The following is a 23,373-nucleotide window of genomic DNA, read 5'->3' as shown; positions in this document are numbered from 1 at the left end:
TATCACAATATAAGTATATAAATAAAAGAAATATATTTTGACGACATAGAAGTTTTATTTATACTATTAAAATTTTAAGAATATAGTATATATATTAATATTATCAAAAATTTATGTTAACCTTAAATAAATATATATTTTAATTAATTAATTTAATTTTAAAAACTATAAAGTATATAAAAATAAAAAATATCACATATAAACAAATACAAATTAATAGTATATTTTAAAAAATTAGTTTTGTCTGAGATAACGAAAAATTGTTTAATTATATCAGGAGTAACTATAATTTCAATGAAAAATATAAGAAATTTTTGTATTATTGCTCATGTTGATCATGGAAAATCGACTATTTCTGATAGACTTATTCAAACTTGCGGAGGATTGTCAGAAAGAGAGATGTGTTCTCAAGTATTAGATTCAATGGAACTAGAAAAAGAAAGAGGAATTACAATTAAAGCTCAAAGTGTTTCAATACAATACACATCACTAAAACAAAAAAGATATCAATTAAACTTTATTGATACTCCAGGACACGTAGATTTTTCATACGAAGTATCGCGTTCTTTATACGCTTGTGAAGGTGTTTTATTAATTGTAGATTCAGTACAAGGAGTAGAAGCACAGACTGTATCTCATTGTCGTAAAGCTATTGATATGAATTTAAAGATCATACCTGTCTTAAATAAAATTGATTTACCAAATTCCGATCCAGTAAAAGTAGAAAAAGATATAGAAAAAATTATAGGAATTTCTACAAAAAATTCAATATATTGTTCAGCTAAAACAGGAAAAGGTATCGTTGATTTATTAGAACGAGTTGTTTACGATATCTTGCCTCCAAAAGGGAAAGTCAATCATGAATTACAAGCACTAATTATTGATTCATGGTTTGACAATTATTTAGGAGTAGTTTCTCTAATTTGTATAAAAAATGGAACTCTTAAAAAAAAATCTAAAATTAAAGTTATAAGTACAGGAAAAACACACTCTATAGAAAAAATGGGAATATTTACTCCTAAACGAATATATAAAGATCGTTTAGAATGTGGAGAAATAGGTTGGATTATTTGTGGAATTAGAAACATTTCTGGAGCTCCTGTTGGCGACACTTTAACTTCAGTTCATAGTTCGTCAAAATACGCTTTACCTGGTTTCAAAAAAATTAAACCTCAAATTTATGCAGGTTTATTCACTATTCAAAGCAGTCAATTCAATCTCTTTAAAAATGCACTAGATAAGCTAAGTTTAAATGATTCATCTTTATTTTATGAACCTGAAACTTCCACAGCACTAGGATTTGGATTTAGATGCGGATTCTTAGGGCTATTACATATGGAAGTAATACAAGCTAGGTTAGAAAGAGAATATTTTCTTGAAATAGTAACTACTGCACCTACGGTAGTGTACAAAATACAAACATGCAATAATAAAACTATTTTTCTTGATTCTCCATCTAAGTTTCCAGAACTAAACAAAATAAAACATATCCAAGAACCTATTGCTATATGTAAAATTTTATTTCCGATTAAATACTTAGGTAATATATTATTTTTATGCTCACAAAAAAGAGGAATACAAAACGATCTAATATATTATGATAATCAAATATTATTGTGTTACAGTATACCAATGTCAGAAATTGTACAAAACTTTTTTGATCAATTGAAGTCCGAATCTAGTGGTTATGCATCATTAGAATACGATTTCGAATCGTATAAAACTTCTGATATGAAAAAATTAGATATATTAATTAATTATAAAAAAATTGATGCTTTGTCATTAATCATCCATAAAAAAAAATCCATTATTCAAGCACAAAAAATAATAGAGAAAATAAAAACATTAATTCCAAGACATCAATTCGATATTGTTATTCAGGCTATAATAGGAACAAAAATTGTTGCACGTTCTACTATTAAACAATTAAGAAAAAATGTGTTATCCAGATGTTATGGAGGAGATGTTACTAGAAAGAAAAAACTGTTAGAAAAACAAAAATTTGGAAAAAAGAAAATGAAAAAAATAGGAAATATAAATATTCCTCAAGAAGTATTTTTATCTATATTAGATAATAAAAAAAACTAACAGATTAAAAATAAAGGCACATAATTTTATGAATAATGATCATTTAGCTATTATTTTATTAATTTCTGTGTTAATTACTGGAACATTTTGGTGTTATGAAAAAATAAAAAATACTTTAAAAAGAAATTCGAAAAATTACGTCAATAATATTAAGAAAACAATATTAATTCAAAATTGGATTCGAAATATATCATCTTTTTTTCCTATTTTTTTTATAGTATTTTTAGTTCGTTCTTTCGTATATGAACCATTTCACATTTCATCTGGATCTATGATGCCTACATTATTAGTAGGAGATTTAATATTAGTTCAAAAGTTTTCTTATGGAATTAAAGATCCTATTACTCATACTACATTAATTGATATAAATTATCCTAAACGAGGCGATATTATAGTTTTTAAATACCCGAAAGATATACGTTTAAATTACATTAAACGAGTAATTGGATTACCTGGAGACAAAATTACGTATGATTCATTTACTAAAAATTTATTTATACAATTTGAAGATATTCAAAAAAAATGTTATACGCAAAAAAAAGTACTTGTTCATACTCATTTAAAATTAAGTAATTTTATACAAATATTTGAAAATGATATAGAAACTTACTCCTTTAATGATCACTTGAATGATCAAAAAAAGACACAAAATAATATTTTTCGTTTAAATATCTGTCAAGAGAAATTAGAAAATTTAACTTATAAAATATTATTTTCCAAAGAAATAACAGATAAAACAACTATGTATTTTCAACAATTTAATCAACAAAAAGGAACTTGGATCGTTCCAAAAAATATGTATTTTGTTATGGGCGATAATAGAGATAATAGTCTAGACAGTCGTTATTGGGGATTTGTTCCGCAAAAAAATTTAGTAGGAAAAGCTACTATTATATGGATGAGTATTGAGAAAAAAGAACACAGTTGGCCAACAGGTATAAGAATAAATCGTCTTGGAAGTATATATTAAAATAATTTGAAAATACTAATATCTCTTATGGTAAAATGCACATACAACTATTAAATGATATACACTATTAAATTAGTATAATCGGCAATAACATGAATTACAGTGTAGTACGAAAATTACAAAAAATTTTAGGATATAATTTTATTAAAAAGAATTTATTAATTCAAGCATTAACACACAGAAGTGCAAATAGTAAACATAATGAAAGACTTGAATTTTTAGGAGATTCTATTCTAAGTTTTGTTATAGCCAATGCTCTTTATCATTATTTTCCCAATGTGAATGAAGGAGACATGAGTAGAATGAGAGCAACTTTAGTTCGAGGAAATACCTTAGCAAAAATAGCATACGAATTTAATCTAGGAAATTACTTACAATTAGGTCAAGGAGAACTAAAAAGTGGAGGTTTTAGAAGAGAATCAATATTAGCTAATACTATAGAAGCACTTATTGGAAGTATTTTTTTGGATAGCAATTTGAAAACAGTAGAAAAATTAATCTTAAAATGGTATAAAAAAAGATTAGAAAAAATTAGCCCTGGAGATACTCAAAAAGATCCAAAAACTAGATTGCAAGAATATTTGCAATCAAAACATTTACCACTTCCTGCGTATTTAGTAGAACAAGTATATGGAGAAGCACATAATCAATTATTTACTATTTACTGTGAAATTACTGGAATGGATGAAAAATCGATCGGGATTGGTTCTAGTAGAAGAAAAGCTGAACAAGAAGCTGCACAAAGCGTATTAGCTAAATTAGGGCTAGAATGAAGAAAATAAATTATTGTGGTACAATTGTTATTACTGGAAAACCAAATGTAGGAAAATCAACAATAATTAATAAATTAATACACTCTAAAATATCTATAGTTTCCAAAAAACCAAATACTACTCAAAATAATATTATTGGAATTCAAAATTATAAAGAATTTCAAGCAATTTATACAGATACGCCTGGAATATCGTATAAATGTACAAATTTTGTAAACAAAGTCCAACATCGTCATATAAGCAAATTGTGTAATAATGCAGAATTAATATTACTTGTCTTAGATAGAACTAATTGGACGCCAGAAGATGACTTAGCTTTAAACATTATAAAAAATGATGCTACTATTCCTATAATAGCTATTATTAATAAAAACGATAAAATTTTAAAAAAAACAATTTTACTACCTTATATAGAATACTTAAGAAAAAAGTATCCATTTCAAGATATTTTACCTATTTCAGGAAAAACAGGAGAAAATATAAATATATTATCAAAAATAGTTCAAAAATTGTTGCCTATATCTCCACCCAAATTTCCCCCGAATCAAATAATAAGTCATAGTTTATACTTTCATATTGAAGAAATTATTCGAGAAAAATTTATATTTTATTTAGGAGATGAACTTCCTCATTCAATAAAAATAATAGTTGAAAATATTAATTTCAGTAAGAAAAAATTCTACATTATAAAGGCAGTCATATTTGTAAAGAATAATCAACATAAAAAAATTATTATTGGACATCAAGGTAAAAAAATAAAGTTATGTGGCACTATAGCTAGAAAAGAACTAGAAAGATATTTTAAACGTTCAGTATATCTTTCGTTATTCGTCACAGAAAAAAACATGTCATATTTTTTATAAATATAATTTATATTTAATAATAAGTAAATATCATAGATCATTATTATAAAAAACTTATAAAAATATAATTAAGGAACAAAAATGAGTATTATTGGAATAGGTATAGATATTTTATCTATAACAAGAATTAAAAATGTCGTTTATAAATTAGGAAAAAAATTTTCGCGTCATATATTGTCTAATAACGAACTAGATGAGTATAAAAATAATAAAAATCCTATTTTATTTTTAGCAAAAAGATTTTCTATTAAAGAAGCAGCTTCAAAAGCATTAGGAACAGGAATAAAAAATGGAATAAAATTTAACAATTTTGAATTGTATCATGATAATTTAGGAAAACCATATGTAAGATTTTTAAACCAAGCAAAAAAAATTGCTGAACATTTGAATGTAAATTTGATTCACGTTAGTTTAAGTGATGAAAAATCATATATAACTACTATTGTTATTATTGAAAAATAATTTTAGTACATAAGTTCATATTTATAAAAATTACTTTCTTCTTTTTTGCTTAAAAAACATTTTTAATATACTTTTACATTCTTCTTTTAAAATATTTTTGGTAATAATTATTTTATTACTTTTTATTTTTTTTAATAAATTGTTATTAAAACAAGTACAACTATTTTCGTTATTATAACTTGTTCCAAATACTAACCTAGAAATTCTGCTATGAATAATAGCTCCATAGCACATAAAACACGGTTCTAACGTTACATATAATGTTGTATTTAATAAACGATAATTTTTTAAAAAAGTTCCTCCTGTACGCAACGCTATTATTTCAGCGTGAGCAGTTGGATCATGACTTGAAATAGAATTGTTTGAGCCTTCACCAATAATGATATTATTTAGTACTAACACTGCTCCTACAGGAACTTCTGCATCTATTTCAGCTATTTTAGCAAAATTAAGAGCACGTTTCATAAAATATTTGTCATTTTCATTCATATTTCTATTCCAAACAAATTTACTAAGTTAATACGTCAATTAACTATAATTGTTAATTCTCTTTTTAACAATTCGATTTTTCTCACGTTTCCACTGAGATTGCTTTTTAATTTCACGTTTATCATATTGTGTTTTTCCTTTAACAATAGCAATTTTCATTTTACACCAGTTATTTCTTAAAAAAAAAGATAACGCTATAGCAGTATAACCATGTTTATATATTTTGTTGTATAAAGAAAGGATTTCATTTTTATGTAGCAATACTTTTCGATGTCTATTAGAATTACGTAAAGTATGTACATCAGTAGTATAAAGAGAATTAAATTGTGATCCTATCAAATATACCTCTCCCGAATGAAAAGAAACATAACTATCACTAATATTTACATTACCTGACTTAAACGCTTTTACTTCCCAACCAAACAAAATTAAACCAGCTTCTAACGTTTCTTGTATAAAATATCTATGTTTTGCTTTTCTGTTAATAACAATATTTACAATCAAATCCTTTGTTCTATTTTGTATTACCATAGTCTTGATCTCAAATTTAATAAAATAACTATACATCATGAAAATGAGTATTATTAATATAAACATATATAATTTTAGTTAGTTTCTATTGTAATAACAAATTATACCTTATAAATAATAAACATTAATGTTATATAAAATGAAGTTTATTAATGTCATTATAATATAAAGCTTTAAAAAATAAACAATATATTAAAAATGAAATTAAAACATAGAATTTCTATAGAAAAGGTTATATTAGAATCTAATATTATTAATGATATAAAATAGATATAAGAAAAATAAAGTAGGAATTTATAGAAAAATAATAGATTTAAATGATTTAATAAACGATGGAAATCGAATTAAAATTTATAGACAGCTGTTAAAATAGATCCACAAACACTAAGACTCAAAAAAAGAACATCCATTTGAAAAAAAATAAAAATTATTTTAACTAGCGTTCTTGCAGAATAAAATATAAAATATTTCTACATGTTCTGCAAGAAAATAACGTTTTGACATATTATAAACTTCTATTTATGGTTTAGAAACTATTACCATTGCTGGACGTAACAATCTACCATTAAGTAAATAACCCTTTTGTATAATTGAAATAACACAATTTTCTTGTTTATCTGAAGATGACTTTATAATCATGGCCTGATGTATGTCAGGATTAAACGGTACGTTTGATTCATCTATCACTATTAAACCAAATTTCTTAAATAACTTCATAAAAGATCTTAAAATAACTTTTAATTCATAAAATATAGATTTAACATGTTCATCTTTTTCATCAAATACTCCTAACGCGCGTTCAATATTGTCTATAGTAGGAAGTAATGAGTTAATAAAATTATTTAAAGAAAATTTAAGAGCATTGTTAACGTCTTTTTGTATTCTATTACGATATAACTTTAGTCTTTCTTGTGATAATGCTTTTTGGTTCAAAAAATCTGCTTCAAGATCTGAAATAATTTTTTTAAGTACATTTACTTGTTTTATATCAGTATCATTTTCTAATTTTGATGCATCATTTTTTGAATCAATATTAGTAGCGATATTATCTTGATTTAACAATTTTTCATTTATATCCATCATCATATACTCTTCTAAAAATATAATATTTTAACAACATTTCCTAAAATATTAGATGCTATTCATAATCTAAAAAACTAGTTTACATATTCATAAAAATAATTTGAATAAATTAAAAATGTCAAAAATCTCTTACTAATGGTGATTGATATGAAATTCCCATATCCCAAGGTTGCTCAATCCAAACTTTTTGAGGTATATCAATAATATATTTATCTACCAACACTTTTCCTAGGGGTTTTGCAAAAATCGCAACAAATGTTGCTTTAGAGTACATTTTACGAATCACACGACCTGTTCCTCCAGTATCTACTAAATCGTCTACTATAATAATCTTAGATTCATTAACATTTTTTATAGAAGCATGTTTTAAAATTTTTAAATCTCGTAAATGATTGTGATCATAACTAGATACACAAATAGTATCTACACATCTAACATTTAATTCCCTGGCTAACAAAGCTGACGGTATTAAGCCTCCTCTACTAACTGCAATAATACCTTCCCATTGTGCTAATGGAAGTAATTTGTAAGCTAATTTTCTAGCGTAAACTTGCAACATATCCCAAGTAACAATGTATTTCCTACTCATAAAAACCTAAAAAATGTAATTGTATAGTTTTCTAAAATTAATTAGAAAAATATAAGATCTATATTAAAGTTACGAGTAACTTTTTATATTTATTGTTATAAATATAAAGTTAAAACACATAATAAATTTCATTATTCTAATACTATTTAATAAAATAAAAACTATGCTTAGTTCACGATTAAATGTTAGCAATAAAATCTAATTATATCTTTTTACTTAAAACATTTTATATTACATATAAATTCTAATATATTTTATAAATTTTAAAATATTTTGTTATCGTATATAAAATTTAAAACAAAATATTTAAAGATAACAAAACTATAACATAACTTTAAAATTTAATAAAAACGGTGCGGACGGGACTCGAACCCGTGACCCCCGGCGTGACAGGCCAGTATTCTAACCAACTGAACTACCGCACCATGCTATTACACTTGTTAATAACTTTATATTCAAATTGTACAATCTAATATTGTATCTGTCAATATCGTTTTATGTACATTTCATTTTGTTATCCACATACACTTTCCTGATTTTTCAATCATATCTCTCAAAAATTTTTTGTGAATAGTATTTTCATAATTTGTTGCTAACATAGTTTTTGATTGTACATGTCTAAAAGAACTAAAACTATTTTTGCAAGGATCACGAGCAGTATTGTTATCTAAAAATGGTAAAGGTTCTTGGAAATTAGTCATAAATATATATACTTTAGCTAATAACTGAGCATCATAAATAGCACTATGAACATGTCGATGGCTCGTACTAATTTTGTATCGAGAACATAAAGCATCTAAAGTATTTTTTTTACCCGGAAATATCTTGCGAGCCATAGTTAATGTATCAATAATATTGCAATATTCTGAAATATTTTTTATGCTTAAATTGCTAAGCATACTTAATTCGTAATTAATAAAACCGACATCAAATTTAGCATTATGAATAACTAAATCAGAATTATTAAGATATTTTAGGAATTTTTCAGCTATTTCAAAAAATTTAGGTTGACCTAATAGAAAATCATCAGAAATACCATGAATTTTAAAAGCACTATCATCTACTAATCTATCAGGATAAATATACGAATGAAAATTATCCCCTGTAATGTAATTACCAATAACTTCTACTGCTCCAATTTCAATAATTCTATGAGTATCATAAAAACGTCCAGTAAAATTCATACCTGTAGTTTCTGTATCTAAAATGACTTTTCTTCTATTTTTTTGTATTTTTTTATATGTCATATGTATCAAGGAAACATAATTATGTTAAAATTTATTAAAATATTTTCAGATGGATCTTGTCTTGGTAATCCTGGTCCAGGAGGATATAGTTCAATTATTCAATATAAAACTTATGAAACAATCATTAGTTCAGGTTTTTACTTTACTACAAATAATCGCATGGAATTAATGGGAATTATAATAGCATTAGAAAAACTAAAAGAACCATGCAAAATTGATATTACAAGTGATAGTAAATATGTGCATAAAGGAATGCTATTATGGATAAAACGTTGGAAACTTAATAATTGGAAAACTACAAAAAATAAAACAATAAAAAACATTGATTTATGGTCTCGTTTAAACACAATGTCATGCCTACATAATTTACATTGGAATTGGGTAAAAGGTCATTCAGGACACATTGAAAACGAAAAATGTAATAATTTAGCACAATACTCAGCTAAAAATCCTACTTTAGAAGATAAGGGATACATGTCTTAACCTAACTTATACTAGTTTAAATATTTTAAAAAATCAATATTCTATTATTATTTTATATTTTACAAAATAAAAAAACTTAATCGGAAAAGTACATTAAATGCGTCGTACAATAATTAAATGTGTTCCTATACTACATGACAACTATGTTTGGATTATTATAAATCATAATAAGTCATGTATCATCATTGATCCAGGCTGTCATATAACAATTATTCGCATAATTGAAAAACTTAATATATTTCCTGTAGCTATTCTAGTTACACATCGTCATAAAGATCATGTAGGTGGAATAAAAAGATTATCAGAAACATATCCTAACTTGTCAATTTATGGACCAAAAGAGACTAAAAAATTTGGTACAAATAGGATATGTACAAATAATGATGAAATCCATATTTTAAATTTTAAATTTAAAGTTTTGTCTACTCCAGGTCACACTTCTGGACATATTTCTTATTATAAAAAGCCACATTTATTCTGTGGAGATATGCTATTTTATGGAGGATGTGGAAAGATAGAAAACGGAATGGCATTAAAAATGTATAATTCTCTTAAAAAAATTAAATGTCTTCCTGATAATACTCTAATTTACTGCTCACATGAATACACACTAAATAATTTAAGATTTTCTAGTTCTGTATTTCCAAATAATAAAAAAATATTTAAATTATACAAAGAAATTCAAACAATTCGCCAAAAAAATCAATGCTCTTTACCGAGTAAGCTAAAAATAGAAAAAATGATAAATCCATTTTTAAATTTAGACAAAATAGAAGTAAAAAAATTTACAAAAATTCATAAAGATCTAATGTTTCAATTAAATATTTTGCTTCAATTAAGAAAAATTAAAGAAAAAAATAACTGGAGCTAAGCGGGATCGAACCGCTGACCTCCTGCGTGCAAGGCAGGCGCTCTCCCATCTGAGCTACAGCCCCTTTACTATAAAAAATATATTAATTATTTTTAAAATTTGTTAGGCCTGAGTGGAATTGAACCACCGACCTCACCCTTATCAGGGGTGTGCTCTAACCAAGCTGAGCTACAAGCCTGCTTTATAGAAAACTAATTAAAAAATTCGTGTGGGCACAATCTAAAAATTAAGCATTATTTATAAGGAGGTGATCCAACCGCAGGTTCCCCTACGGTTACCTTGTTACGACTTCACCCCAGTCATGAATCACAAAGTGGTAAGTGCCATCCAGAAAAACTGGTTAAGCTACCTGCTTCTTTTGCAACCCACTCCCATGGTGTGACGGGCGGTGTGTACAAGGCCCGGGAACGTATTCACCGTGGCATTCTGATCCACGATTACTAGCGATTCCGACTTCGTGGAGTCGAGTTGCAGACTCCAGTCCGGACTACGACATACTTTATGAGGTTTGCTTATCTTTACAGAGTTGCTTCTCTTTGTATATGCCATTGTAGCACGTGTGTAGCCCTGGTCGTAAGGGCCATGATGACTTGACGTCATCCCCACCTTCCTCCGGTTTATAACCGGCAGTCTCCTCTGAGTTCCCGGCCGAACCGATGGCAACAAAGGATAGGGGTTGCGCTCGTTGCGGGACTTAACCCAACATTTCACAACACGAGCTGACGACAGCCATGCAGCACCTGTCTCATAGTTCCCGAAGGCACTTTTCTATCTCTAAAAAATTCTATGGATGTCAAGACCAGGTAAGGTTCTTCGCGTTGCATCGAATTAAACCACATGCTCCACCGCTTGTGCGGGCCCCCGTCAATTCATTTGAGTTTTAGCCTTGCGGCCGTACTCCCCAGGCGGTCGACTTAATGCGTTAGCTTCGGAAGCTACTTCTCTAGGAAACAACCTCCAAGTCGACATCGTTTACGGCATGGACTACCAGGGTATCTAATCCTGTTTGCTCCCCACGCTTTCGCACCTCAGCGTCAGTATTCGTCTAGGAGGTCGCTTTCGCCACAGGTATTCCTCTAGATATCTACGCATTTCACCGCTACACCTAGAATTCTACCTCCCTCTGCGATACTCTAGTCCATCAGTTTCAAATGCAGTTCCTAGGTTAAGCCCAGGGATTTCACATCTGACTTAACAAACCACCTACGTGCTCTTTACGCCCAGTAATTCTGATTAACGCTCGCACCCTCCGTATTACCGCGGCTGCTGGCACGGAGTTAGCCGGTGCTTCTTATTCGGGTAACGTCAGAAAAACATATTTATTAAATATATTCTTTTTCTTCCCCGCTGAAAGTACTTTACAACCCTAAGGCCTTCTTCATACACGCGGCATAGCTGCATCAGGCTTTCGCCCATTGTGCAATATTCCCCACTGCTGCCTCCCGTAGGAGTCTGGACCGTATCTCAGTTCCAGTGTGGCTGTCTGTCCTCTCAGACCAGCTAGAGATCGTCGCATTGGTAAGCCATTACCTCACCATCAAGCTAATCTCGTCTGGGTTCATCTAAAAGCATAAGGCCAAAAATTTTGGTCCCCTACTTTGGTTTTTCAACATTATGCGGTATTAGCCACCGTTTCCAATGGTTGTCCCCCTCTTTTAGGCAGATCCCCAGATATTACTCACCCGTTCGCCGCTCGCCGACCAGAAAAAATTCCTTCGCTGCCGCTCGACTTGCATGTGTTAGGCTTGCCGCCAGCGTTCAATCTGAGCCATGATCAAACTCTTCAATTGAAAATTCTTTTATAAAAAATAAAAAACTATTTTTTAATAAATAAAAACGTTAAAATGGCTTTATTTTTAAATTTTGGTGTGCCCACACGAATTTTCTAATATTTTTTTAAAGAACATTACTTTTTAAACTTTTTACATAATTACATTTTTTATATCTTTTGTCAACAATTTTAAGTACAAATTTTCATATTTTATGTATATTGTTTATATAATCACGATTTGTATCGTAAAGTAGTATACTTATACGTCTCAAATATAAGCATAATTTAACTATGAACGATAGAGTTTTACATCTACTAACATTGAAATATACTCAATCAATTATTATAGTAATTACTATTTATAATAATTCTATCTATACATAAAATAATCAAAAGAGATAAATATGAATATAAAATTAATATTAGAAAAACATGTAATTCAAGCTTTAATGAATAATGGAATTGAAAATACAAACAATCTCTTGATTAATAACACCAATCAAAAAAAACCATGGCACTATCAAATTGATGGAATAATAAAAATAGCAAAAATATTAAAAACAAATGCTCATGATTTAGCTAATAGTATTGCTTCTGACATTCATACCCATAAAATATATCAAAAAATTCAAGTATCTAAATCTGGATTTATCAACATTTTTTTAAATGAAAAATGGATGATAAAAAAATTAGAAAAAAAAATAAAATCGATACGATTAGATGTTAAATATGCCACATCTAAAAACATAATTATAGATTACTCATCTCCAAATATAGCAAAAGAAATGCATGTAGGTCATTTACGTTCAACAATTATAGGAGATGCCACAGCTAGAATGATGGAATTTCTAGGACACAATGTTATTAGAACCAATCATATCGGAGATTGGGGTATACAATTTGGAATGATAATTGCTTATTTAAAAAATTATAAAGAACTAATGAAAAATATAAACGATATAGATTTTAACAAAATTTACCAACATGCTAAAAAAAAGTATGAAAACGATGAATGTTTTTCAAAAATAGTTAAAAAATACACCTTAAAACTACAATCTGAAAATAAACAATGTATACACATTTGGAAAAAAATCGTAGATATTACTATTAAGAAAAATGAAAAAATATATAAAAAATTAAATGTAACTTTAACCAACAAACATATTAAAGGAGAAAGTTTTTATAGAAAAATGTTGCCTGAAATTGTAAAAGATCTTAAATCTAGAAAAATAGCAGTAAAACACCATGGTGCAGCAATAGTGTTCTTAAAAAATTTTAGAAATAGAAATGGGCAACCACTAGGAATTATTATACAAAAAAAAGATGGAGCATTTCTTTACGCTACTTCTGATTTAGCATGTTTAAAATATCGTTATGAACATTTTAATGCTGATAAAATATTATATTATACTGATATTCGTCAACATCAATATTTAATGCAAATAATAGAAATAGGAAAACGAGCTAGTTATATTCCTAGTAATTTAAAAGTAGAACATCACACGTTTGGTATGATATTGTCCGAACATCACCGTCCTTTTAAAACTCGATCTGGAGAAAATATAAGATTATCTGATTTACTTAATGAAGCAATAAAGCGTGCTAAAATTATCGCACAACAAAAAAATCCTAAAATTAATACAAAAAAATTAAATTTTTTAGCTAAGAAAATAGGTATTGGAGCTGTAAAATATTTTGATTTATCTAAAAATAGATTGACTAATTATATTTTTAACTGGAACAACATACTATCGTTCAATGGAAATACAGCTCCCTATATACAGTATGCATATACTCGAATATTATCTATTTTTAAAAAACTAAAAATTTCCATGTTTAACTTAAAAGGCAACATTATATTCAAAGAACAATGTGAAAAAAATCTTGGTTTGAAATTGTTGCAGTTCGAAGAAATCATTTTAGAAGCTGCTGAAAAAGGCATGCCTCATATACTATGTAACTATCTGTATGCACTTGCAACAATTTTTTCATACTTTTACGAACAATGCTCTATCTTACTTTCAAAAAATATTAAAATACGCTACAGTAGATTAATTTTATCATTTTTGACTGCAAGAACATTAAAACTAGGCTTAAACATTCTTGGTATTTCAACAATTAGTTATATGTAAACAAACAAATATATTTAATTTCTTAAACATGTAGATAATAATTATTTTGATATACTTAAAATATATAAAATTTATATCATTAATAACATACAATGCAACAATATATCAGCTTTATCATACTTATAAAACATATTAGATTAAAATCAATGTGCTATATAATTTTAGTATACAATAAATAAAAATTTTATTTTAAATTAAGTTCCTATAACAGTAACAATATGTATTCTTTCACTATTTTCTTCTAATTCTAAATTAGATAAAATAACTAAATTAGGAAATACTTTTAATAATATCTTGGACAAATGTGCACGCAACTTGTGATGTACTAATAATACCACAGGGTTATTGAGTAAAATTTGATTATCAATAGATTTTTTCAATTCTTCTAAAAAATAACTATACAATCCTGGTTCCAAAATACTACCATTATTGCTTTCATTTTGAAAAGTTTGTAATAGTATATTTTCTAATTTAGTTCCCAGTCCCATTACTTTCAACTCACCATTTTTAAAAATACTTTGAATAATTAATTTCTGTAAAGCAATACGTACTAAACTAGTTAACATTAATGAATCATTTTGATGAGAAGTAGAACATGTTATTAAAGTTTCTAAAATAGTTTGCATATCACGAATTGGAACATGTTCGAATAATAAATTTTGAATAATTTTATGAAACGTTGTCAAATTAATTACATTTGGAACTAAATCTTCAATCAATTTTGGAAAATATTTTCCAACATAATTGAGTAATTGTTGAGCTTCTTGTATACCAAACAATTTACTAGCGTTATCTAAAATAATCTTATTTAAATGAGTAGGAATTATAGTATAACTTTTAACAACATTATAACCTTTATTTTTTGCCTGATTTACTAAAGATTCATCAATCCAAAATGATCGAAAATGGAAAGTAGGATCAATAGTCTCCTGTGCTGGAAGTGTATCTAAAGTATTGCTAGAATCAATAGCTAAAAATTGACTATATTTTACGATACCTCTACCTACTTCAATGCCTTTAATTAATATACGATAAGTGTCATCAGGTAAATAAACATTATTTCTAACATGGATCAATGGAGGTAAAAACCCTATTTTTTTAGCACAAACTTTTCGTACGTTCCGAATACTATTTAGTAAATTATCCCCCGCATCGTTTCGCACCATAGATATAAGTTGACTACCTAATTCAACTCCTATAGAATCTTCCAGTTGTACGTCGTTCCAAGTAGCGTCCTGAGAATCATTAGAAACGCCAGTCAAATATTTTTTTGATGACACTTGTTGCAATTCTAATGAATTCTTATATAATGACCAAGATAAAAAAAATAACAAACTAGTGAATAATAAAAAAATCATGTTTGGCATACCAGGAACTAATCCAAGAATTCCTATAACAATACCACTTAAAAACACTACTTTAGGATTACAAAATAACTGACTAATCATTTGTTCACTAACATTTTGATCTGTACTAACACGAGTAACTATAACCCCAGAAGCTGTAGAAATTACTAATGCAGGAATTTGAGCTACTAATCCATCTCCTATAGTCAATATAGTATAAACTTCTACTGCTTGTGTAAACAACATACCATGTTGTAATATACCAACAATTAGTCCACCTATAATATTAATAACCATAATCAATATTCCTGCTATAGCATCACCTCTAACAAATTTACTTGCCCCATCCATAGAACCATAAAAATCAGCTTCTTGTGTAATGCTCAATCTACGCTTTTTAGCTTGCTCTTCTCCAATTAAACCTGCATTTAAATCAGCATCAATTGCCATTTGTTTTCCCGGCATACCATCTAATATGAATCTAGCTCCAACTTCTGCAATTCGTCCAGCTCCCTTAGTAATTACCATAAAATTTATAATAACTAAAATAACAAATACAATAATGCCTATTGCAAAATTTCCACCAACTAAAAAATGACCGAATGCTTGTATTACATTTCCAGCAGAACAAGATCCTATATGTCCATTCAATAAAATAACTCTAGTAGATGCAATATTTAAAGCTAAACGTAATAATGTAGAAAATAACAAAATTATAGGAAATGCAGTAAATTCCAATGTATGTGTTGTAAACATAGATACTAACAATATTAAAATCGATAAAGCTATATTAAAAGTAAAACATAAATCTAAAATAAATGGAGCCAAAGGCAAAATCATCATTGATAAGATAATCAAAATCAATATAGGACCGGACAACGTTTGCCACTTAATTGATTTTATTTGTTTTAAAAAATTTGACAATGATACAACATTAAACATCAATTTTTATCCTCTTCTAAAGTATGCAATTTTAAAGGAATAAAAAAATTATTAGGTTGCTTTGGAAAAATTCCTCCTTTTTCCTTCCAATTCTGAACTTTACATACCCATGCTAATACTTCTGCAATAGCTATATATAATGTATTAGGTATATATTGTCCAATTTCCGAACAACGATATAAAACACAAGCTAATGAAGATGAAAAAAAAATGGGAACAGAATATGTTTCTCCTATTTTTCTAATTTTTAATGCCAATTTACCAGATCCCTTTGCTAATATTTTTGGTGCATTCATATTTTTTTCATCATACTGAAGTGCAATGGCATAATGTACAGGATTCATAATAATCACATCAGATTTTGATACATGACAAAGCATACGACGACGCGTTATTGTTTTCATAGTATTACGAATGCGAGACTTAATATAAGGATTTCCTTCTGTTTTTTTTAATTCATCTTTTACTTCTTGACGTGTCATACGAAGTCGTTTATAATAATTATATCTTTCCAAAAAAATATCAAAACTAACAATAGGAATAATTGTAATTAAAATAATTAGAATACATAAGAAAATTGAAAAAAAACTATACTGTAATGCAGAAAAAATATTCTTATCTATAAAACTCAAAGATCTTAAAAAAAAGTAAGATACATAAAAATATAAAATACAACTAACAAATAATACTTTTAATATCGTTTTAAATAATTCTATAATAATTTGACCTGAAAACAATTTTTTTAATCCTTTAACAGGATTTAATGTATCAAAACGAAACGTCAAAAATTTAATATGAAAATCCAAATTACTAAAAATTATTGATAATAATGCAACTAAAAACATAGGAAAAAAAATTATTTTAAACAAACAGAAAATATTAGATTTTTCTAATAAAAAAAAATTAGAATTAAATATATACTCATTTCTAATAATATAGTTATCAAAAACTAAACCAGATCTTATAATTGTTTCCAATAAAATTATTATATCTTTCTTGTTAAACCAAAAAACCATCAAAGTACTTATTAAAATCAATAATGAATGCAATTCACGAGAATACCTCTTACTACCTTTTTTTTTAGCTTTTTTTAACTTATGACTAGTCGGTTTCTCAGTTTTCTCTTCGTTGTTATCACCACTCATAATGAATCACCTTATACTATTAAAATAATTTACTTTACATATAATATATATTTAATATAAATAAAATGAACTACTTTAAAAATAGTTTCAATTAATAAAATAATAAATATATATGATTAAACAATTTAACTATATACTAATGACACTAAAAATTAAAATTAGATATTTGAAAAACTACAAATCTTAAATCTTAAAATATTTTCTAACTCACTATAAAATATCATTATTTGAGAGTCAAAATGCATGCGTGCAAAAAAATATATGTTTTCAACATTAAAAGAAAATCCTAAGGATACGAATAGTATTAGCTACCAACTTATGCTGAGATCTGGTATTATTAGACGCAGTTCTTCAGGAATATATACTTGGCTACCTACAGGATTACGTATACTCAAAAATATAAATAAAATTATAAGAACAGAAATAAACAAATTGAATGCATTAGAAATTAAAATGCCAATATTACAACCTGAAACTTTATGGAATCTGAGTAATCGAAAAAATGCATATGGAAAAGAACTATTTAAAGTATCAGATCGTAAAAACAATACATTTATATTAGGACCTACACATGAAGAAATTATAACACATTTAATCAGCAATGAACTAAAATCATATAAGCAACTTCCACTATTATTGTATCAAATTCAAACTAAATTTCGAGATGAAATTCGACCTCGCTGTGGAACAATAAGATCTAGAGAATTTGTTATGAAAGATGCATATTCTTTTCACACAAATTCATCTTCATTAGAAGATACTTACAATCTAATGTACAACACTTATAAAAATATATTTTTAAAAATGAAATTAAAATTTCATATTGTAGAAGCTGATTCTAATTCCATGGGGGGTACAAAATCACATGAATTTCAAGCATTGAGTAAAAATGGGGAAGATAGTATTGTACTATCCAACAAATCTAATTATTCAGCTAACATTCAAGTAGCTACTTATAAAAAAAATATTGAGCAATATAAACCATTCAATGTTTCAAGAACAATACATTCTTCAAATACTTTTCTAAATATGTCGAATAAATGTTTTTCTTCAAAAGAAAATACAATCAAAACAATTCTAGTCAAACTCCAAGAAAACAAAAAATACAAATTTATAGCAATATTACTTCGAGCAGATCACTCTATCAACGAAAACAAAGCCTCAAAAATAGATATTTTACCATATCCTTTAACATTCGCTTCCCAAAAAGAAACATTAAAAATAACTGGTACTACATTAGATTTTGTAGGACCAATTGGACTAAATCTACCTATTATAGCTGATCTCTCAGTAATTACTCTTAAAAATTTTACTATTGGATCGAATATTACAGGAAAATATTTCAATAATGTTAACTGGAATAAAGATCTTTTAACACCTAAAAGCTTTGATATCAGGAACGTTGTAGAAGGAGATATAAGTCCTGATGGGATAGGTACATTAACCATTAAGAAAAGCATTGAAATAGGTCATATCTTTCAATTAGGAAAACAATACTCTAAAACAATAGGGGCTAAAATACAAGATCATACTGGTCATAAAAAATTTTTAACAATGGGATGCTATGGTATTGGTATTACGCGAGTCATAGCTGCTATAATTGAACAGAACCATGATGCAAAAGGAATTATTTGGCCTGTTTCTATTGCTCCATTTCAAGTAGCCATCATACCTATTAATTTTCATAAATCTAAAATAGTACAATATGAATCACAAATAATTTATCATCTTTTTAAAAATAATAATATTAAAGTAATATTAGACGATAGAAATGAAAATCCCGGAACAATGTTTTCTGAAATTGAACTAATTGGTATACCTTATAGTATTATAATTAGCGAATATCTTGCAAAAAAAAATGAAGTAGAATGTCATGACAGGCATTATAATACAAAAAAGATCGTTTCTAAACATAAAATAATTCGATTAATTAAAAATAAAGTACAACAATCATAACTTAATATGGTTAAATTATTTTTTATATTATTCTATAATAAAAAAAGATTTAACCATAAAATAGTAATTTTTTTATCTTAATAAGCTTTCAAAATTACTAAAATAATACTCTATTCTATAATTTTACAATATATAATTAAAAACGCATAAAAATCAAAATTAAATTAAAATATTTATGCATTACAACATCTTATTTAAATTGTTTTAATTTTTTTATAACATTCTAAATATTAGAACATAAATAAAACATAACAAATTTGTTAAAAGCTATTAATAAAAACTAAATAAAATGTACATTTTTAAATTTAAACATTACTGCTTAAAAATATATTATACAATAAATGAATTAAAAAATTTGTGCTTTTTATATTTTTTGTACATGTAATATCTTATTAGCTAATAAAATTTGTTTTCGACTTATTCTATTTATTTTTATGTAACCAAAAACAACAACAACCAAATCATTTTCTAAATTAACCTGACATCTATCTAAAATAGTATTAAATACCATAACATCTAACTGATATAAATGGTCCTCTAAAGAAAATACAGTAATTTTTTTATTTTTTCGTGTAGTTTTAAGTTTCAACGAAATGATCATACCAAGAACCGCAACTTCTTTATTATAGTTTGATACATTGATATCCTTTATACGCATACATTGCGAATATTTCTTCAATATATTTAAATATTGATCAACTGGATGTCCTGTAAGATATAAACCCAAACAATCTTTTTCCCAATTAAGTTCTAACATTTTAGTATCATTGACATTAATTGAAGATTCATCGTTTCTTATCTTTTTAAGATCTAAAGACAAAGATCCAAACAATTCTACTTTTTTTAATTGTTTTGATTTTAAATATTGATGAGCAGATCTAATTATATTTTCATAATTATTTATCAACATTGATCGTTGTAGTCCCAAACAATCACAACTTCCTGATTTAATTAATTTTTCAATTACTCTCTTTGTTAATTTTTTAAAACTAATGCGAATACATAAATCAAATAATTCAAAAAAAAATCCGTAAAGATTTCTAACATTTACAATATCACTAACAATGTTTTTTCCAATGCCTTTTATAGCACCTAACCCATACACAATATTTCCATCATCATCAACTCGAAAATAATAATTACTTACATTAATACTAGGTCCAATAATATTAAGATTAATTCGTTTACATTCATTTATTAATATAACCAGTTTTTTAGTATTATCTATGTCAGCATTCATAGCAGCTGACATAAACTCAGCGGGATAATAAAATTTTAACCACAAAGTTTGATATGAAACTAAGGCATAAGCAACAGAATGCGATTTATTAAATGCATATCCAACAAAATTTTTTAACAAATCAAAAATGTTCATTGCTAATTTAGAATCGATCCCGTTTTTTTTAGCTCCTAATTTAAACATAACTCTTTGATTTTTCATTGCTACAGGATCTTTTTTTTCCATAGCGCGACGCAAAATGTCTGCACTACCTAAAGTATAATTGGCTAATACCTGCGCAATTTGCATAACTTGCTCTTGATATAAAACTATTCCATAAGTGGATTTTAAAATAGGTTTTAATAACGCATGCTGCCATTTTTGATCAGGATAAAATATTACTTCTTTTCCATGTTTTCTATTAATGAAATTATCTACCATACCTGATTGTAAAGGCCCAGGTCGAAATAAAGCTACTAAAGCGATTAAATCTTCAAAACAATCTGGTTTTAATCGAGTAATTAAATCTTTCATTCCATACGATTCTAGTTGAAAAATACCAATAGTATTAGATGTTTGCAAAAAATTAAAACAATGTTGATCTTTTAAAGAAATGAGATTTATATTTATCTTATTTTTTTTATTTTTTAATAAACCATGATTAATAATTTTTACAGCATTATGTATCACAGTTAGTGTTTTTAATCCAAGAAAATCAAATTTAACCAATCCCATTAATTCAATATCTTCTTTATCAAATTGAGTAATTGGATTAGAACCATTTTCATCACAATGCAATGGTGAAAAATCAGTAATTTTTCCTGGTGCAATAACTAATCCTCCAGCATGTTTACCAATATTTCTAGTAACACCTTCCAATTTTTTAGAAATATCAATCAACTTTTTCACTTCTTCGTCAGAATTGTAAAGTTTTAATAACTCTGGTCGGATAAATAATGCTTTTTTTAAAGTCATTCCAGGATCTAACGGAACTAATTTAGAAATACGATTTAAAAAACCATAAGGAAAACCTAGAACTCGACCTACATCTCTTATAACAGCTTTGGCTGTCAGAGTTCCAAAAGTAACAATTTGAGATACAGATTCTCGTCCATATGTTTGTGCAACGTGTTCAATAACCTTATCTCGATTATCCATACAAAAATCAATGTCCAAATCCGGCATAGAAATACGTTCTGAATTAAGAAACCTTTCGAATATTAAATCAAAATATAAAGGGTCTAATTCAGTAATATTTAAAGAATACGACACTAAAGATCCTGCACCTGATCCTCTTCCCGGACCAACAGGAATGGCATTTTTTTTTGACCAATTAATAAATTCCATAACTATCAAAAAATATCCTGGAAAACCCATCTTATTAATTATACTCAATTCAGATAATAAACGAGAAACATACTTTTCACGATGTTGGTTTCTAATTTTTTTTTCAGGATAAAGATGAACTAAACGTTTAAATAATCCTCTTTTCGCTTTAGCGACTAAATAATTATTAATGTGATGCTTCCCAGTTGGAAACTTCGGTAAAAAATATTTTCCAAATTTTAAAACAACATTACAACGTTTTGCAATTTCTACACTATTTATAAGAGACTCAGGAACATCTGAAAACAATTCAGACATTTGTGTTTCATTTTTTAAAAATTGCTGAGATGTATAATTATGACTAACTTTTTTGTTGTTTATGGTGTATCCTTGATTAATAAAAACACGAATTTTATGAATTGAAAAATCACTTTCTTTTAAAAAACAAACTAAATTAGTAGCAACTAAGGGGATGCTTTCACGTATAGACAAATATTTTATTTCTTCAATGTATTCTTCTTCATTAAGATATCCAATTCTCGTAATCTCAAAATAGTAAAAATTTTTGAAATATTTATTATAAAAAGATAAATGTTTATATAACGCTAATTTATTTTCTCTTAATATACTAATTCCAACATCACCAAAACAACCACCTGATAACAAAATTATGTCTTTACGATATTCAATCAACCATGTTTTTTTTATTACTACTCCTATCTTACTATCGTAACCACTTTGATAAGCACGAGAAAGTAACAAAATTAAATTTTTATATCCTAAGTTAGTAGACGCTAATAAAGTAATTTTTGTTAATACATTTAATGAATTTTCGTCAGAACTCATATTAAAGTCAACACCGATAATAGGTTTAATGCCTTGATGAAATGCTTCTTTATAAAATTTCAGTACACCATGCAAATTACTAAAATCTGTAATAGCTATAGCTGGCATTCCTAATTCTACTGTAGCATTCACCAATACATCAGGTCTTACTAATCCATCAATCATAGAAAAATCACTATGAACACGAAGATGAATAAATTTCGGATTTAACATTAAAATATTCCAAGTTAAAATACTTTTG

At 26.9% G+C, this 23,373-nt stretch carries 17 protein-coding genes, 3 tRNA genes and 1 rRNA gene; 9 read left to right on the top strand and 12 right to left on the bottom strand.

Annotated elements, in window-relative coordinates; genetic code table 11:
* Positions 1-294: 294 nt before the first annotated feature.
* From lepA to acpS, 5 genes are all read left to right on the top strand, one after another.
* Positions 295-2,088 carry a translation elongation factor 4 gene (lepA, locus tag U0T58_01205; GenBank protein ID XBC42544.1) on the top strand — a complete coding sequence of 598 codons (1,794 nt, stop codon included), beginning with the start codon at positions 295-297 and terminating at the stop codon, positions 2,086-2,088.
* Positions 2,089-2,116: 28 nt separating this feature from the next.
* On the top strand, positions 2,117-3,058 hold the full coding sequence (gene lepB / locus U0T58_01200; protein XBC42510.1) for a signal peptidase I: 942 nt from the start codon (positions 2,117-2,119) through the stop codon (positions 3,056-3,058).
* 92 nt (positions 3,059-3,150) lie between these two features.
* A complete protein-coding gene (gene rnc, locus U0T58_01195) occupies positions 3,151-3,831 on the top strand; it encodes a ribonuclease III (GenBank protein ID XBC42509.1) in 681 nt (226 codons plus the stop codon).
* Positions 3,828-4,694, top strand: a complete 867-nt coding sequence (gene era, locus U0T58_01190; GenBank protein XBC42508.1) for a GTPase Era — start codon at positions 3,828-3,830, stop codon at positions 4,692-4,694. Before rnc ends, era begins: the two co-directional genes overlap by 4 nt.
* An 81-nt stretch (positions 4,695-4,775) precedes the next feature.
* Positions 4,776-5,156: a holo-ACP synthase gene (acpS, locus tag U0T58_01185; GenBank protein ID XBC42507.1), complete on the top strand. Its 381-nt coding sequence runs from the start codon at positions 4,776-4,778 to the stop codon at positions 5,154-5,156.
* A 30-nt stretch (positions 5,157-5,186) separates the two neighbouring features.
* On the opposite strand, the gene tadA is transcribed toward acpS, so the two are convergent.
* The 6 genes from tadA to dnaQ all read right to left on the bottom strand — a co-directional run bounded on the left by tadA (position 5,187) and on the right by dnaQ (position 9,095).
* The gene (gene tadA, locus U0T58_01180; GenBank protein XBC42506.1) at positions 5,187-5,645 is read right to left on the bottom strand and encodes a tRNA adenosine(34) deaminase TadA; all 459 of its coding nucleotides are present in this window, start codon (positions 5,643-5,645) and stop codon (positions 5,187-5,189) included.
* 39 nt (positions 5,646-5,684) lie between these two features.
* On the bottom strand, positions 5,685-6,176 hold the full coding sequence (gene smpB / locus U0T58_01175; GenBank protein ID XBC42505.1) for an SsrA-binding protein SmpB: 492 nt from the start codon (positions 6,174-6,176) through the stop codon (positions 5,685-5,687).
* Positions 6,177-6,695: 519 nt separating this feature from the next.
* Complete coding sequence (gene grpE, locus U0T58_01170; GenBank protein ID XBC42504.1) at positions 6,696-7,262, bottom strand: nucleotide exchange factor GrpE; 567 nt, start codon at positions 7,260-7,262, stop codon at positions 6,696-6,698.
* Positions 7,263-7,377: 115 nt separating this feature from the next.
* Complete coding sequence (gpt, locus tag U0T58_01165; protein XBC42503.1) at positions 7,378-7,848, bottom strand: xanthine phosphoribosyltransferase; 471 nt, start codon at positions 7,846-7,848, stop codon at positions 7,378-7,380.
* Positions 7,849-8,199: 351 nt separating this feature from the next.
* Positions 8,200-8,273, bottom strand: a tRNA-Asp gene (locus U0T58_01160).
* An 81-nt stretch (positions 8,274-8,354) separates the two neighbouring features.
* Positions 8,355-9,095: a DNA polymerase III subunit epsilon gene (gene dnaQ / locus U0T58_01155; protein ID XBC42502.1), complete on the bottom strand. Its 741-nt coding sequence runs from the start codon at positions 9,093-9,095 to the stop codon at positions 8,355-8,357.
* 21 nt (positions 9,096-9,116) lie between these two features.
* Here dnaQ and rnhA point away from each other — a divergent pair, with 21 nt between their 5' ends.
* Positions 9,117-9,578, top strand: coding sequence for a ribonuclease HI (rnhA, locus tag U0T58_01150; protein ID XBC42501.1), 462 nt, complete (start codon positions 9,117-9,119; stop codon positions 9,576-9,578).
* Positions 9,579-9,675: 97 nt separating this feature from the next.
* A complete protein-coding gene (gene gloB / locus U0T58_01145) occupies positions 9,676-10,449 on the top strand; it encodes a hydroxyacylglutathione hydrolase (GenBank protein ID XBC42500.1) in 774 nt (257 codons plus the stop codon).
* On the opposite strand, the gene U0T58_01140 is transcribed toward gloB, so the two are convergent.
* The 3 genes from U0T58_01140 to U0T58_01130 form a co-directional block, all read right to left on the bottom strand.
* A tRNA-Ala gene (locus U0T58_01140) sits at positions 10,441-10,513 on the bottom strand. The genes gloB and U0T58_01140 overlap by 9 nt on opposite strands.
* Before the next feature lie 39 nt (positions 10,514-10,552).
* Positions 10,553-10,627: transfer RNA gene (locus U0T58_01135), tRNA-Ile, on the bottom strand.
* Positions 10,628-10,689: 62 nt separating this feature from the next.
* A 16S ribosomal RNA gene (locus tag U0T58_01130) occupies positions 10,690-12,239 on the bottom strand.
* Between the two features lie 385 nt (positions 12,240-12,624).
* Here U0T58_01130 and argS point away from each other — a divergent pair.
* Positions 12,625-14,352: an arginine--tRNA ligase gene (gene argS / locus U0T58_01125; protein ID XBC42499.1), complete on the top strand. Its 1,728-nt coding sequence runs from the start codon at positions 12,625-12,627 to the stop codon at positions 14,350-14,352.
* Positions 14,353-14,546: 194 nt separating this feature from the next.
* Here the strand turns inward: argS and flhA are convergent, their stop codons facing one another.
* Positions 14,547-16,640: a flagellar biosynthesis protein FlhA gene (flhA, locus tag U0T58_01120; GenBank protein XBC42498.1), complete on the bottom strand. Its 2,094-nt coding sequence runs from the start codon at positions 16,638-16,640 to the stop codon at positions 14,547-14,549.
* Positions 16,640-17,785, bottom strand: coding sequence for an EscU/YscU/HrcU family type III secretion system export apparatus switch protein (locus U0T58_01115; protein ID XBC42497.1), 1,146 nt, complete (start codon positions 17,783-17,785; stop codon positions 16,640-16,642). Before U0T58_01115 ends, flhA begins: the two co-directional genes overlap by 1 nt.
* Positions 17,786-18,028: 243 nt before the next feature.
* Here U0T58_01115 and U0T58_01110 point away from each other — a divergent pair, with 243 nt between their 5' ends.
* The gene (locus U0T58_01110) at positions 18,029-19,741 is read left to right on the top strand and encodes a proline--tRNA ligase (protein ID XBC42496.1); all 1,713 of its coding nucleotides are present in this window, start codon (positions 18,029-18,031) and stop codon (positions 19,739-19,741) included.
* 364 nt (positions 19,742-20,105) lie between these two features.
* Here the strand turns inward: U0T58_01110 and dnaE are convergent, their stop codons facing one another.
* Positions 20,106-23,345 carry a DNA polymerase III subunit alpha gene (gene dnaE / locus U0T58_01105; protein XBC42495.1) on the bottom strand — a complete coding sequence of 1,080 codons (3,240 nt, stop codon included), beginning with the start codon at positions 23,343-23,345 and terminating at the stop codon, positions 20,106-20,108.
* Positions 23,346-23,373 lie beyond the last annotated feature (28 nt).

This window comes from Buchnera aphidicola (Meitanaphis elongallis) (genome assembly GCA_039830015.1).
GTDB classification, from domain to species: domain Bacteria; phylum Pseudomonadota; class Gammaproteobacteria; order Enterobacterales; family Enterobacteriaceae; genus Buchnera_B; species Buchnera_B aphidicola_AU.
This window is presented reverse-complemented; position numbering and strand designations above follow the sequence as displayed.